This window comes from Nocardioides cynanchi (assembly GCF_008761635.1).
GTDB classification, from domain to species: Bacteria; Actinomycetota; Actinomycetes; order Propionibacteriales; family Nocardioidaceae; genus Nocardioides; species Nocardioides cynanchi.
This window is the reverse complement of sequence record NZ_CP044344.1, coordinates 1,656,745-1,669,738: the sequence shown is the minus strand read 5'-3', so window position 1 is coordinate 1,669,738 and position 12,994 is coordinate 1,656,745. Positions and strand designations below refer to the sequence as shown.

At 72.1% G+C, this 12,994-nt stretch carries 13 protein-coding genes and 1 pseudogene; 6 read left to right on the top strand and 8 right to left on the bottom strand.

The window, feature by feature from the left end:
* Window positions 1-19: 19 nt before the first annotated feature.
* The 4 genes from arr to menC are packed head-to-tail and all read right to left on the bottom strand — an operon-like array spanning window position 20 to window position 4,994.
* Window positions 20-454 (bottom strand): NAD(+)--rifampin ADP-ribosyltransferase, encoded by a 435-nt coding sequence (arr, locus tag E3N83_RS08230; RefSeq protein ID WP_151082817.1) that lies wholly within the window; start codon window positions 452-454, stop codon window positions 20-22.
* 19 nt (window positions 455-473) lie between these two features.
* Complete coding sequence (locus E3N83_RS08225) at window positions 474-3,038, bottom strand: DEAD/DEAH box helicase (RefSeq protein WP_420371840.1); 2,565 nt, start codon at window positions 3,036-3,038, stop codon at window positions 474-476.
* Between the two features lie 55 nt (window positions 3,039-3,093).
* Window positions 3,094-3,885 (bottom strand): GNAT family N-acetyltransferase, encoded by a 792-nt coding sequence (locus tag E3N83_RS08220; protein ID WP_151082816.1) that lies wholly within the window; start codon window positions 3,883-3,885, stop codon window positions 3,094-3,096.
* Window positions 3,882-4,994, bottom strand: coding sequence for an o-succinylbenzoate synthase (menC, locus tag E3N83_RS08215; RefSeq protein WP_151082815.1), 1,113 nt, complete (start codon window positions 4,992-4,994; stop codon window positions 3,882-3,884). Before menC ends, E3N83_RS08220 begins: the two co-directional genes overlap by 4 nt.
* Window positions 4,995-5,131: 137 nt before the next feature.
* Here menC and E3N83_RS08210 point away from each other — a divergent pair, with 137 nt between their 5' ends.
* The 4 genes and pseudogenes from E3N83_RS08210 (at window position 5,132) to E3N83_RS08200 (ending at window position 8,406) form a co-directional block, all read left to right on the top strand.
* Window positions 5,132-6,286 (top strand): sterol desaturase family protein, encoded by a 1,155-nt coding sequence (locus E3N83_RS08210; protein ID WP_151082814.1) that lies wholly within the window; start codon window positions 5,132-5,134, stop codon window positions 6,284-6,286.
* Window positions 6,181-6,591, top strand: a pseudogene (locus E3N83_RS20305) (isocitrate lyase/phosphoenolpyruvate mutase family protein); the annotation flags it as partial. The gene E3N83_RS08210 and the pseudogene E3N83_RS20305, both read left to right, overlap by 106 nt.
* A 97-nt stretch (window positions 6,592-6,688) precedes the next feature.
* Complete coding sequence (locus tag E3N83_RS20205) at window positions 6,689-7,162, top strand: isocitrate lyase/phosphoenolpyruvate mutase family protein (RefSeq protein WP_337692381.1); 474 nt, start codon at window positions 6,689-6,691, stop codon at window positions 7,160-7,162.
* 107 nt (window positions 7,163-7,269) lie between these two features.
* A complete protein-coding gene (locus tag E3N83_RS08200) occupies window positions 7,270-8,406 on the top strand; it encodes a zinc-binding dehydrogenase (RefSeq protein WP_151082813.1) in 1,137 nt (378 codons plus the stop codon).
* A 39-nt stretch (window positions 8,407-8,445) separates the two neighbouring features.
* On the opposite strand, the gene E3N83_RS08195 is transcribed toward E3N83_RS08200, so the two are convergent.
* Together E3N83_RS08195 and E3N83_RS08190 are read right to left on the bottom strand one after the other, a co-directional pair.
* On the bottom strand, window positions 8,446-8,943 hold the full coding sequence (locus E3N83_RS08195; RefSeq protein ID WP_151082812.1) for a GNAT family N-acetyltransferase: 498 nt from the start codon (window positions 8,941-8,943) through the stop codon (window positions 8,446-8,448).
* A gap of 6 nt (window positions 8,944-8,949) precedes the next feature.
* Entirely contained in the window at window positions 8,950-9,399 is a 450-nt protein-coding gene (locus E3N83_RS08190; protein ID WP_238343125.1) for a VOC family protein, read from the bottom strand.
* A 165-nt stretch (window positions 9,400-9,564) separates the two neighbouring features.
* On the opposite strand from E3N83_RS08190, the gene E3N83_RS08185 reads away from it, so the two are divergent.
* Both E3N83_RS08185 and E3N83_RS08180 read left to right on the top strand, forming a co-directional pair.
* Window positions 9,565-9,864, top strand: coding sequence for a putative quinol monooxygenase (locus E3N83_RS08185; protein ID WP_151082811.1), 300 nt, complete (start codon window positions 9,565-9,567; stop codon window positions 9,862-9,864).
* A gap of 18 nt (window positions 9,865-9,882) precedes the next feature.
* Window positions 9,883-10,650, top strand: coding sequence for a helix-turn-helix domain-containing protein (locus E3N83_RS08180; RefSeq protein ID WP_202879353.1), 768 nt, complete (start codon window positions 9,883-9,885; stop codon window positions 10,648-10,650).
* A 33-nt stretch (window positions 10,651-10,683) separates the two neighbouring features.
* Here the strand turns inward: E3N83_RS08180 and E3N83_RS08175 are convergent, their stop codons facing one another.
* Window positions 10,684-11,631 (bottom strand): formylglycine-generating enzyme family protein, encoded by a 948-nt coding sequence (locus E3N83_RS08175; RefSeq protein ID WP_151082810.1) that lies wholly within the window; start codon window positions 11,629-11,631, stop codon window positions 10,684-10,686.
* Window positions 11,632-11,661: 30 nt separating this feature from the next.
* Window positions 11,662-12,972, bottom strand: a complete 1,311-nt coding sequence (locus E3N83_RS08170) for an AI-2E family transporter (RefSeq protein ID WP_151082809.1) — start codon at window positions 12,970-12,972, stop codon at window positions 11,662-11,664.
* Between the last annotated feature and the right edge of the window lie 22 nt (window positions 12,973-12,994).

The window sequence follows — 12,994 nt, the reverse complement described above, 5'->3', positions numbered from 1 at the left end:
ACCCGGGCGCCGGCAGGTCTCAGTCGAAGATCTGCGCGGTGCCCTCTCGCTGCATCGCGGCGAGCCCGTCCCGCATCGCCTGCAGGCGTTCCGGCGGATGCCCCACCCAGTCGACGAGCTCGCCGACCACCCGGATCGGCTCGCGGCTGCGGAAGGAGTGGGTCGGGTTGCCGGGGAACTTCTTGTCCGTGACGTTGGGGTCGTCCTCGAACTCGCCGACCGGCTCGACGACGTAGATCCGCCCGCTGCCGGGGCCTGCCGCGAGCTCGGCACCCCAGACGGCGGCGTCGAGGGTGGCGGTGAAGTAGATGTGGTTCATCGTCCGCCCGGTCTCGAAGTTCGACTCGCGGCCGGGCACCAGCAGGTCGCCGACCTCGAGCTCCGCCTTGGTGCCGTGCAGGTAGACGCCGTCCTGGTAGATCTCGAAGGGCACCGGGGCGCTGGTCGGGCTCATGGGCCGAGAATAGTTCTGCTCAGCCGTCGAGCCTGCGGAAGGCCTGGGTGACCAGCACCAGCTCGCCGGTCTCGTCGGAGGCGTCCACGTCGACGAGCGCCTCGATCACCCAGTCGTGGTGACCGGCAGGGTCGTGCACCGTCTGCGTGACCGGCCACGACCGCCCGGTGCGGTCGACCCGGAGCAGGTCGGGGCCGCGCGCGTCGGCGTCGAGCAGCACCCGGTCGTGCTCGGCGTAGTAGGCCTCGATGCCCTCGTCCCACGTGGAGCGCAGCATCACCACCTCGCCCGGGGGGTCCGTCCGGTCGGCGGCCGCGCGCTCCAGGGCCATCAGCCCGTCGAGGTCGTCGCGGGCCACCAGCTCGACCCGACGGAACATCGCGTTGCGGATCATCACCGCGAACGCCCGCTCCTGCTTGGAGATCGGCCGGGGGTTGTGGGGCAGCCGCTCCGCCTCGACAGCGTGTCGGTGGATCGCCTCGGGGTCGGTGAGCGCCTCCCACTCGTCGAGCAGCGAGGAGTCGGTCTGGCGCACGGTCTCGCCGAGCCACTCCGACAGCTCCTCGAGCTCGGGGGTCCGGTGGTGGTCCGGGACGGTCTGCCGCAGGGTCCGGTAGGCGTCGGTGAGGTAGCGCAGCACCAGCCCCTCGGAGCGGGCCAGCTGATAGCGCGTCACGAAGTCGGTGAAGCTCATGCCCTGCTCGTACATCTCCCGCACCACCGACTTCGGTGACAGGGCGTCCTCCGGCAGCCACGGGTGCGTCTGCCGGTAGATCGCGTACGTCGCCTCCAGCAGCTCACGCAGCGGCATCGGCCACGTGATCTCGTCGAGCAGCGCCATCCGCTCCTCGTACTCGATGCCGTCGGCCTTCATCTCGGCGACCGCGAGGCCGCGGGCGACGTACTGCTGCTGCGACAGGATCTGGCGCGGTGCCTCGAGAACGGACTCCACGACCGACACCAGGTCCAGGGTGTAGTCCTCCGACTCCGGGTCGAGGACGTCGAAGGCCGCCAACGCGAAGTGCGACAGCGGCTGGTTGAGGGCGAAGTCGACCGGCAGGTCGATGGTCAGCACGTAGCGCCGGCCGAGCTCGTCGAGCTCGTCGAGCCGGGTCAGCACCCCGGATCTCAGCAGGCTGCGGCCGAGCCGGAGGGCCCGCCGCGCGAGCTTGCGCCGGTTGGCCGGGCTCTCGTGGTTGTCGGTCAGCAGCCGCCGCAGGATCGGGAAGGCGTCGGTGTCGCGGGCGACGACGTTGATCAGCATCGCGTTGTCGACCTTCATCCGCGAGACGAGCTGCTCGGGGGTGCCGGCGACCAGCTTGTCGAACGTCTCCTCGGACCAGACGACCTCGCCGTCCGGCGGCTTCTTGCGGCGGTAGCCGCGCTGCCGCTTCGGGTCGTCACCGATCTTCTTCAGCGCGATCGCGTTGTCGATCACGTGCTCCGGCGCCTGCACGACGACGTACCCCATCGTGTCGAAGCCGGCCCGGCCGGCGCGGCCCGCGATCTGCATGAACTCGCGGGAGCGCAGGATCCGCTGCCGGGTGCCGTCGAACTTCGCGAGGCCGGTGAACAGCACCGTCCGGATCGGCACGTTGATGCCCACGCCGAGGGTGTCCGTGCCGCAGATGACGACCAGCAGCCCGGCCTGGGCCAGCTGCTCCACGAGACGGCGGTAGCGCGGCAGCATCCCGGCGTGATGGACGCCGATGCCACGGCGGACCAGCTTGTGCAGAGTCTTGCCGAAGCCGGCGCCGAACCGGAAGCCGACCAGTCGGGCGTTGATCGCGTCGCGGGCCTCGCGGGTGGTCTCGATCCCGGGCCTGACCGTGAGCAGCGAGGTGGCGTGCTCGACGGCGGCCGCCTGGGTGAAGTGCACGACGTACACCGGGGCCTGATGGCTCTCGATCAGCTCGGCAAGCGTGTCGGCGACGTGGGTCATCGCCCAGGAGAAGAGCAGCGGCACCGGGCGTTCGGCGTCGTCGACGACAGCGGTCGCCCGGCCGTTGCGCCGGGTCAAATCGGCTGCCAGCGCGCTGATGTCTCCCAACGTCGCCGACATCAGCACGAACTGGGCGCGGGTCAGCTCGAGCAGCGGGACCTGCCAGGCCCAGCCGCGGTCGGGCTCGGCATAGAAGTGGAACTCGTCCATCACGACGAGTCCGACGTCGGCGTCCCGGCCCTCGCGCAGCGCGATGTTGGCCAGCACCTCGGCGGTGCAGCAGATGATCGGTGCCGTGGAGTTCACCGAGGCGTCGCCGGTGAGCATGCCGACGTTGTCGGCGCCGAAGATCTCGCAGTAGGCGAAGAACTTCTCGCTGACCAGCGCCTTGATCGGCGCGGTGTAGAAGCTGACCCGTCTACCCGCGAGCGCCGCCGCGTGCGCCGCCACCGCCACCAGTGACTTCCCGGACCCGGTCGGGGTGGCCAGCACCACGTTGCTGCCACCGAGCAGCTCGATGATCGCCTCGTCCTGGTGCGGGTAGAGGGTCAGGCCCTGCTGGTCGACCCAGGCCGTCACCGCGTCGTACACGGTGCCGGGGTCGTCGGTGCTGGGGACCCAGCGCCCTCCGCCCACCTGCACCCGTGACCTCCTGTACGCGCCCGGGACCCGGCCCGACGACGGGGCGACAGTACCGTCAGGCCCCGGACGTCCCGCCGGCCGCGGCGTCGCGGCGTACGACGTACTCGCCGGCCCGCGTGAAGCCCACCACGCGACCCGTGGCCAGCTCCGGCGCCAGCGCCGCGCGCAGCGCCGAGCGCCACCGTCGCGCCAGGTCGGGGCTGTGCTGCCGCAGTCCTTCGATGTCGGCCGGTGTCGCCACGAGCACCCGCTCCGCGTCGGAGGCACGGGCGACGGGCGCCTCCTCCCGGCAGGCCAGGATGGCGGGGACGGTGCCGACCTCGGGCTCCGGTGCGGCAGGGTGCGGCGTCACGGGCCACTCCATCAGCAGCCGGTCCGACTCGTCGGACCCGTTGATGGCGTCCCCCATGGGGCCGTAGAAGTCGACGAGGTACTCGCCGGGAAGCGCACCGAGCTTGACGATGTTGAACCACGAGTTGCGGCGGACCAGCGGGTCACAGGTCCACGTGATCAGGCCGATGCCCCGGTCCAGCGCCCACTGCCGCTGGTGGGCCTTGAGCAGCGCTCCGACGCCACGCCCGCGCGCCGCGGCGGCGACTCCGGTCACGTGACTGTGCAGCGACCTCTCGCCGCGCTGCGCCAGGAACCCGACGGACGCCCCGACGAGGTCGCCGCCGACGTAGGCGCCGGCGACGTACCCGCCGGTGTGGGCGAGGACGCGCAGCACCTCCACGCCGAGCGGCGGGGTGCCCGTTCCCCAGACGCCCTCGAAGAACGGGTCGAGGGTGCGGCACTCGTCGAGGGTGCCCAGCTCCCGGATCTCGACGGCCGGGATCTCGCCGGTCATCGCTGCGCCAGCACGTCGCTGCCCACGCTCAGGTCGGCGAGCACCTCCGGGATCGGCGTGACCCCGAGGCCGGGTCCGGTCGGGACGGTCATCATCCCCTCGGCGTCCATCACGAACGGCTCGGTGACGTCGAGGCTGAAGAAGCGGGACGACGCACTGGTGTCGCCGGGCAGGGTGAACCCGGGCAGCGCCGCGAGCGCCACGTTGGCGGCCCGACCGATGCCGGTCTCGACCATCCCGCCGCACCAGACCGGCACCCCGCGCGCCACGGCCATGTCGTGGATGGCCCGGGCGCTCAGGTACCCACCCACTCGGCCGGCCTTGATGTTGACGATCTCGCAGGCGCCGTAGTCGATCAGGCTCTCGGCGTTGTCCGCGGACAGCACCGACTCGTCGAGGCAGACAGGGGTGCGCATCCGCTCGGCCAGCAGCCGGTGCCCGAGGTAGTCCTCCTCGTGGATCGGCTGCTCGACGAGGATCAGGTCGAACTCGTCGAGGCCGCTGAGGTGCTCGATGTCGCGGCGCGAGTAGGCCTGGTTGGCGTCGACCTGCAGCGGGATGTCCGGATGCCGCTCGCGGATCACGCGAACCGGCTCGAGGTCCCAGCCGGGCTGGATCTTGAGCTTGACGCGGCGGTAGCCCTCGGCGACGTAGCCGTCGACCTCACGCACGAGGGTGTCGATCGAGTCGTCGTCGGGGATCCCGGTCGAGACGCCGCAGGGAATCCGGGCGTGCACCGCACCGAGGTACGACGCGAACGACTCCCCGGAGGCGCGCAGCTGGGCGTCGATCACCGCGAGCTCCAGTGCGCCCCTGGCCATCGGGTGTCCGCGCACCGGTCCGAGCAGGGCCGGTACCTCCTCGGCGCCGAGGTCGCGACCCATCAACCTCGGGACCAGGTGGTCGCGCCACACCAGCAGGACCGCCTCGTTGAACTCGTGGCTGTAGAGCGGGTCCGGCGCGGCGACGCACTCGCCCCACCCGACGCCGAGGTCGGTGGTCACCTCGAGGAGCAGCACGTCCTTGGTGTACTCGGTGCCGAACGACGTCCGGAACGGCCGCACCAGGGGCAGGGCGCAGCGATGGGCGACGACGCGTTCGATCCGCACCGGGTCCTCCTGGTGGGTGGGGCAGGACCGTCCAGACGCACTCCGGGTGCGGCCCGGTCCCTCCGACCGGAGCCTAACGGTCCGGAGCCCCGGACAGCAGCGCTGACCGGCGCGGACCAGCCGGGCAGAATGTGCGCATGAAGGCGGATCTCACGGTCCTCGCGATCCCGGCGTTCATCGGGGCGATGGGCGCGGAGTACCTCTGGCAGCGGTCGCACCCGGTCGAGCCGGGCACGCGGGCCGGCGACTACCAGCTGGCCGACACCATGGCGAGCCTGGCGATGGGCGTGGGCAGCCTCATCGCGCCGTACGTCGCCGCCAAGGTTCTCGACCCGGTCACCCCCGGCGTCGGTCGGCACGGCCGGACGCTGCTGGCGCTCGGGGCGGCGACGGCGGCGCTGACCACGGTCGGCGACGTGGTGCGCCGGAGGCTCCGGGACGGCGGCCTGCCCGAGCCCCAGACGGTGCCCGCGGACGTGCGCGCCGTCCAGGAGGAGCTGGCCGGCATCCGGCTCGGGCCGGCGGTCGACCCCGGCCGCCGGGCACCGGTCGGCCCGGTCTTCCGGAAGGCGCACGCCGGACTGGCGGTCACGGCGGTGGCGTCGACGGCCCTGGTCGTGTCGACGACGTGGGCGGCGATGACGTCGGGCAAGCAGCTCTTCGAGCGTTCGCGCCTCGACCTCGGCACCGGTCCGTGGGCGTGGGGTGCGGCGATCCTGGGGTGGGACTTCATCTACTACTGGAACCACCGGGCCAGCCACGAGAGCCGCTGGCTCTGGGCGGTCCACGTCGTCCACCACTCGAGCGAGCGCTACAACCTGTCGACGGCGCTCCGGCAGCCGGTCGCGGAAGGCATCACCCTCAGCGTTCCTTACGGTCTGCTGGCCCTGGCCGGCGTCCGCCCGAGCCTGATCGAGCAGGCCCGCGGGATCAACCTGCTCTACCAGTTCTGGATCCACACCGAGGCGATCAGGAAGCTCGGCTGGGTCGAGCGGGTCTTCAACACCCCGTCGCACCACCGGGTGCACCACGGGTCCAACCGGCAGTACCTCGACCGCAACCACGGCAGCATCCTGATCATCTGGGACCACCTGTTCGGGACGTTCGAGGAGGAGGACGAGCCGGTCGTCTACGGGCTGACGAAGAACGTCGGCTCCTACAGTCCGGTCACCATCGCGAGCCACGAGTGGGCCGACCTGGCGTACGACGTCGCGTCGGCCCAGTCGTGGCGCGACCGGTGGTCCTACGTGCTGCGCCGGCCCGGTTGGGCCTACGGACGGCGGGTGGCCTGAGCCTCGACGCCGACGGTGGGCGGGCGACGCGACGTACCGCTCAGGGCCATGATGGCCCGGTGACCACTGACGCCTCCCGCAGGAAGGCCGCCGCCCTGCTCGCCCTGCACAGCGGCCCCGGCTTCGTGCTCCCGAACGCCTGGGACGGCGGCTCCGCCCGGATCCTGGAGCAGGTCGGCTTCCCGGCGATCGCCACGACCAGCGCGGGCATCGCCTGGGCCTGCGGGGTCCCGGACGGCGGCGCCCTCGACCGCGACACGATGCTCGATCATGTCGGCCGGATCGTCGCGGCGGTGAGCGTCCCGGTGACCGCGGATCTCGAGTCGGGGTACGGCATGACCGCGGCCGACGTGGGCGACACCGTTTGCCCGCGCCGCGGCGCTCGGGGCGGTCGGGGCCAACCTGGAGGATGCCCGCGGGGACGGCCTGTTCGGCATCGACGAGGCGGCCGAGCGCATCGCCGCCGCCCGAGCAGCCGCTCCGAGCGGCACGTTCGTGCTGAACGCCCGCACCGACACCTACTTCGGCGGTGCCCCCGGAGACGCGTTCGCCGAGACCGTCGAGCGGACGACGCGCTACCTCACCGCGGGCGCGGACTGCGTCTTCGTGCCCGGCGTCGTCGAAGCGGACACGATCCGCCGGCTGGCTGCGGCGATCCCGGGGCCGCTCAACGTGGTGGCCGGGCTGGCCAGCACGATCGACGCCCCCGCGCTCTTCTCGCTCGGTGTCCGGCGGGTCAGCCTGGGCGGCAGTGTGGCGCGAGCCGCGCTCGGCCTCGTCGAGCGCGCCGGCCGGGAGCTGCTCGACTCCGGCACGCTCGGCTTCCTCGACGGCGCGATGGGGTACGCCGACCTCCAGCAGCGCTTCGAGAGGTGACCGCTGCTGACGGCGGCGGCGTGCCTGGCGGGCTCTGCGGCCTCCGCGGCGGTCCGGGTGTCGCGGCATAGGCTCCGAGCAGTCCACCCCCAGCGAAGGAACCGCCCATGAACGAGATCCCCGCCACCATGCGTCAGCTCCGCAGCCTGGTCACTCCCGAGGGGGAGCTGCGGCTCTCGGTGGCGACCGTCGACACGCCGCGACCGGCCGAGCGCGAGGTGCTGGTGCGGGTGGAGGCGGCGCCGATCAACCCGTCCGACCTGGGCCTGCTGCTGGGGATGGCGGACGTCTCACAGGCGGCAGCGGGCGGTGCGGCCGACGAGCCGACCGTGACCGCGCCGATCGCGGAGCCGGTCCTGCGCCTGCTGGCCGCCCGGGTGGGCGACCCGATGACGGTGGGCAACGAGGGCGCCGGAGTCGTGGTGGCGGCGGGGGAGTCGCCGGAGGCGCAGGCCCTGCTCGGCCGGACCGTGGGGTTCATCGGTGGTGCGACCTACGGCGAGTTCTGCCTGGCCTCGCCGCGGATGTGCCTGCCCCTCCCCGACGGCTCCGACGCAGCCGACGGCGCGTCGTCGTTCGTCAACCCGCTGACGGCGCTGGGGATGGTGGAGACCATGCGCCGCGAGGGTCACACCGGACTCGTGCACACGGCGGCCGCCTCCAACCTCGGACAGATGCTGAACCGGATCTGCCGAAACGACGGAGTCCCGCTCGTCAACATCGTCCGGCGCCCGGAGCAGGCGGACCTGCTGCGCGAGCAGGGCGCGACGTACGTCTGCGACTCCAGCGAGCCGACCTTCGACGGCGACCTGGTCGCGGCGCTGCGGGAGACCGGGGCCACGCTGGCCTTCGACGCGATCGGGGGCGGGCCGTTGGTGAGCCAGATCCTGAACGCGATGGAGGCCGCGATCGTGCCGGACGACGCGCCGTACAGCCGCTACGGCAGCGACGTGCACAAGCAGGTCTACGTGTACGGCGCGCTGGACCGGCGCCCGATCGAGCTGCACCGGCGCTTCGGCTTCGCGTGGGGAGTCGGTGGGTGGCTGCTGACGCCGTTCCTGGCCCGGACCCCTCCGGAAGACCTGGCCCGGCTGCGGCAGCGGGTCTCCGACGAGCTGACCACGACGTTCGCGAGCTCCTACACCGACCAGATCTCGCTGGGGCAGGCCCTGGACGTGCCGACCCTCCAGCGTTACGCGCAGCAGGCCACCGGACAGAAGTTCCTGCTCCGCCCCCAGCTCTGAGTCGCCCGTCGGCGGTCGGCGCCGTCAGGCCTCGGCCCTTCAAGCAGGCTCGAGCTCGCGCTCGTACCAGCTGCCCCTCTTGCCGCCGATCTCCGCCGGGTCGGCCGGGCCGACCTCGACGAACCCGGCGTTGCGCAGCACTCGCTGCGAGGCGACGTTCGCGTGCGAGGTCGCGGCGCGGAGCGTGCGGAGCCCGTGTCGGGACGCGGCCAGCCGGCACAGGTCGCGAACCGTCGCGGTGGCGACTCCGCGGCCGCTGACCCGCTCTGCGACGCGGTAGCCGAGCTCCGCCACGCCCTCCCCGGTGAGGTACAGGTTGAACCGGCCGAGCACGGCACCGTCCTCGTCGACGAGCACGTAGTAGGCGCCGTGGCCCGCCTCCTGGTCGGTCAGCATCGACTGGTGCCGCTCGGGAAACCTCGCGAACCACTCGTCACCGCGGTCGGAGATCGACCGCCCGAAGTACGCGCGGTTCGCCGACTCGAAGGCCAGCACCGCTGCGGAGTGGTCGGCGTGCAGCACCTGCAGCTCGGGCACCGGCGGTCAGCCGACCTGCTCGAACAGGGACACGATGATCCCCTCGGGCCCGCGCACGTAGGCCATCCGCACGCTGTGCTCGTACTCGCCGACGCCTCCGACCAGCCCGTAGCCGTCGGCAGCCACCGAAGCGAGAGCCGCGTCGAGGTCGGCGACCTCGAAGGACACGTTGCGCAGTCCGAGCTCGTTGGCCATCGCGCTCGGCGAGCCGGGCTGGTGCTCCGGCGTCACGAAGCTGGAGAGCTCCAGGCGGGACCCTCTACCGGGCGCCCGCAGCATCGCCAGGTTGCACTGCGCGCCCCGGATGCCGCACACGGTCTCCACGAACTCGCCCTCCACCGAGCCGGTGCCCTCCACCTCGAGCCCCAGCCCGACGAAGAACGCCGTCGCCACCTCGAGGTCGGCGACCGTGATGCCGACGTGGTCGAACCGTCGTACGTGTGTCATGGGCTCCATCCTGCAACAGGAGCTCGTGGTGCGGGGAACGGAACGACGTGCGCTGCTGGCCCGGATGTGTCCGCTGGCCGTGCGAACCCGTCTGACTGACGCGAGCGGGACCGAGGGCAGCGGCGGCACGATCGAGGGGCCGACCGACCCACCACCAGATGCTTGGAGAAGACCATGCTGATCGCTCTGCTCGACCTCCACACCACCTCCGACGACCGGGCCGCGGCCCTGGCCCAGCTCGACGCCGAGCGCGAGGAGATCCGCGCCATGCCGGGCAGTCTCGACTTTCGGGTGTACGCCGCTCGCGACAACGGCGAGGACGTCCTGGTGATCCACGAGTGGGCCGACGAGCCCTCGTTCGCCGCCTATCTCGCCTCTGACTCGTTCGCGCGCTCCGGCGCGGTGCTCCGGCCGCTGATGGCTGCACCTCCGGTCAGTCGCCGATTCCATGCCTCGCTGCTGGAGACGGTCTGATCCACCTAGGGTGAACGGGTGGCAGAGGGGCTCGTGACGCGCGAGGCGTTCGCCTTCGCGCGCGACTTCCCGGTGTCCCCACCCTCGCAGCTCCGGGTCGACCGGCACTATCTGCTGTGCGCCTCACGGGGTGCCCTGCGTCTGGAGGCCCACGGAAAGGTGTGGGTGCTGCCCCCGGCGCGGGCCGCGCTGATCGCGGCGGGTGAGCCGATCCAGGTGGCCATCCCGCAGCCGGTGACGACGTCGTCGGTGCTGTTCGACCCCGGGTTCGCCCCGGAGCCACCGGCACCGCTGACGGTGTTCGACCTCACCGCCCTGGCTCGTGCCCTCGTGACGGAGTGCGTCGGCTGGCCGGACGCCGACGAGCCGCTCCCGCCGTACGCCCGCAGTCTGTTCGGCGCTCTGGCGGCGGTGGCCTGGCGACTGGCGGAGGACCCCAGCCCGGTCACCCTTCCGGCCGGCCGGTCGCCGGAGCTCCGGCGGGCCCTCGCCCTGACCGAGGACAGGTTGGGCGAGGAGCTCAGGTTCGACGACATCGCTCGCGAGGTCGGCCTGGTGCCGCGGTCGCTGGCACGTCGCTTCGAGGACGAGTGCGCCATGACCTGGACCGCGGTGGTACGACGGATGCGGGTGCTCCGGGCGATCGAGCGGCTGGCCGCCACCCAGGAGTCGGTGACCTCGATCGCCCACGCGGTCGGCTACACGTCCCTGTCCGCGTTCAACCTCGCCTTCCGTGAGCTCACCGGACGGACTCCTACCGACTACCGCGCAACGTTCCAGCCCTGACCTCCGGCGCCGGGGCCACGCGGCGGGTCCGAGTCAGACGTCGGCGGCGACCCGGAAGCCGGTGTTGCCGGTGCTGCTGTCGGGGGTGCTGCCGCTGCGGGAGTCCACGCGGTAGCGCCAGCAGTAGCTGACGTGGCACAGGTAGCTGCCGCCCCGGAGGACCCGGACCGCGCCGGACCTCGGACCCGTGGGGTCGGTGCTGGGCGAGATGCCGTAGTAGCCGGGGTCGAACCAGTCGGCGCACCACTCCCACACGTTGCCGGTCATCTCGTGCAGACCGAAGGCGTTGGCCGGGAAGCTCCCGACCGGGCAGGTGCCGACCCAGCCGTCGGCACCGGTGTCCGCGCTGGGGAAGGTGCCCTGGAAGACGTTCATCCGGTGCTCGCCGCCGGGCTCGAGGTCGTCGCCCCACGGGTAGTGGTGGCCGTCGGCGCCACCGCGGGCGGCCCGCTCCCACTCCGCCTCGGTGGGGAGCCGGGTGCCGCTCCATGCGCAGTAGGCGATCGCGTCGTCCCAGCTCACGTGCACCACCGGGTGGTCGGCACGGTCCGCGACCGAGCTCTGCGGACCCTCCGGGTGCCGCCAGTCGGCACCGAGGACCTCGCGCCACCAGGGCGCCGCGGCGACCGCGCGGGTGGGCGGGAAGTCGTCGGGCAGGAGGCCCGCGAAGACGAACGACGAACCGAACTGCTCGGCGGTGCTCCGGTGCCCGGTCGCGTCCACGAAGGCAGCGAACTCGGCGTTGGTCACGGCGTACGTGCCGATCCGGTAGCCACCCAGCTCGACCGGGTGCACCGGACCCTCGCCGTCGGCCGGGTAGCCCCGCGGGTCCGTCGTCCCCATCAGGAACGCCCCGGCCGGGACGGACGTCAGGCCGGCCTCGGGACCCGCCGCACGACCGGGTACGACGTCCCGCCCGGCAGGCTCCCACGCCGGGGCGGCCTCGCCCTCGGGCCGCCCGGGGACGCAGCAGGCGCTCATGGCGGCGAGTCTGCCACGACGGTGGGACCGCTAGCGCGCGTCCTGCCGGGGGACCCACACTTCCTTGACCAGCAGCATGATCGAGGCCGCAGTCGGGATCGCGAGTAGCGCTCCGACCACGCCCAGGAGGGAGCCTCCGATCAGTGCGGCGATCACCGTGACAGCGCCAGGGATCTCCACCGACCGCGCCATCACCCGTGGGTAGATCAGGAAGTTCTCCAGCTGCTGGTAGGCGATGTAGAACACGACGCAGATCAGCCCGGTGGTCGGGTCGGTCGCGAACCCGATGATGCACACGATGGCCGCGCCGATGGTCGCGCCGATCATCGGGATCACGTCGAGCAGCGCCACCACGAGGGCCAGCGCCACGGCATAGCTGCCGAGGCCGATGATGAACAGGAAGACCAGGGTGCTCACGCCGGCACAGAGCGCCACCACGAACGCCCCCGAGACGTAGCCGCCGATGTTGCGCAGGACCCGGTCGCCGAGCAGCGAGACCCGCTCGCGGCGCGAGGAGGGAGCCAGCTGGTACGCGGCGTGCTTCATCGACGGCAGCGAGGCCAGGAAGTAGAGCGTGAGCACGATGACGACGAAGACGTTGGCCAGGATCCCGAGGATCGCGAGACCGAGACCGAGCGCGCCGCCGAACAGCTTCTTGGCCAGTGCCCCGCTCTGGAGGTAGTCGGTGACCTTGGTGCTGACGTCGTACTTGTTGTCGAAGCTGCGGATCGTGCCGTTCTTCTGGAGCTGGTCGAACCACGCCGGCAGCGCGTCGCCGATCCCGGACACCTGGTGGCTGACCACCGGCACGATCGCGACCAGGAACAGCCCGAACCCGAGCAGCACCCCGATGATCACGCAGAGCACGGCCCAGGGCCGGGTGAGCCCGCGCCGCATCAGGAACTCCACGGCCGGGTTGAGCCCGACGGCCAGGAACAGGGCGACCACCACGAGGATCAGCACCGAGGCGATGGCCAGGACCATGGTGCCCAGCCACAGCGCGACCAGGGCACCGATGCCGCCGAGCAGCCCCCACATGAACGGCGAGCGGTGGTTCAGCGGGCGGCCGGGCGTCCCGAGGTCGTCGGGGGACTGGTCCGGGTCGTGCAGGAACTCGACCTTGTCGTCGATCTCCTCGGCGATCTCCTCCTCGACGTCCTCGACCCGCTCGACGAGGTGCTCGGCGGTGCGGGAGACCTCCTCCGCCGTCGTGTCGACGTGCTCGGCGACGTCCTCGGCCCGGTCGGCGGCCCGCTCCGCCCGCTCGGCCTCGTGAGCAGCCTCCTCGGCCGCCCGTTCGGCGGCTTCTTCGGCGTCGGTGGCGCCCCGGTCATCGCTCATGCGGGGACCCTACGGCGTACCT

Coding starts and splice junctions, on each gene's coding strand:
- E3N83_RS08210 (WP_151082814.1), top strand. CDS start 5,132: ATGAAGGCGGATCTCACGGTCCTCGCGATCCCGGCGTTCATCGGGGCG.
- arr (WP_151082817.1), bottom strand. CDS start 454: ATGAGCCCGACCAGCGCCCCGGTGCCCTTCGAGATCTACCAGGACGGC.
- E3N83_RS08175 (WP_151082810.1), bottom strand. CDS start 11,631: ATGAGCGCCTGCTGCGTCCCCGGGCGGCCCGAGGGCGAGGCCGCCCCG.
- E3N83_RS08185 (WP_151082811.1), top strand. CDS start 9,565: ATGCTGATCGCTCTGCTCGACCTCCACACCACCTCCGACGACCGGGCC.
- E3N83_RS08220 (WP_151082816.1), bottom strand. CDS start 3,885: ATGACCGGCGAGATCCCGGCCGTCGAGATCCGGGAGCTGGGCACCCTC.
- E3N83_RS08170 (WP_151082809.1), bottom strand. CDS start 12,972: ATGAGCGATGACCGGGGCGCCACCGACGCCGAAGAAGCCGCCGAACGG.
- E3N83_RS08190 (WP_238343125.1), bottom strand. CDS start 9,399: ATGGAGCCCATGACACACGTACGACGGTTCGACCACGTCGGCATCACG.
- E3N83_RS08200 (WP_151082813.1), top strand. CDS start 7,270: ATGAACGAGATCCCCGCCACCATGCGTCAGCTCCGCAGCCTGGTCACT.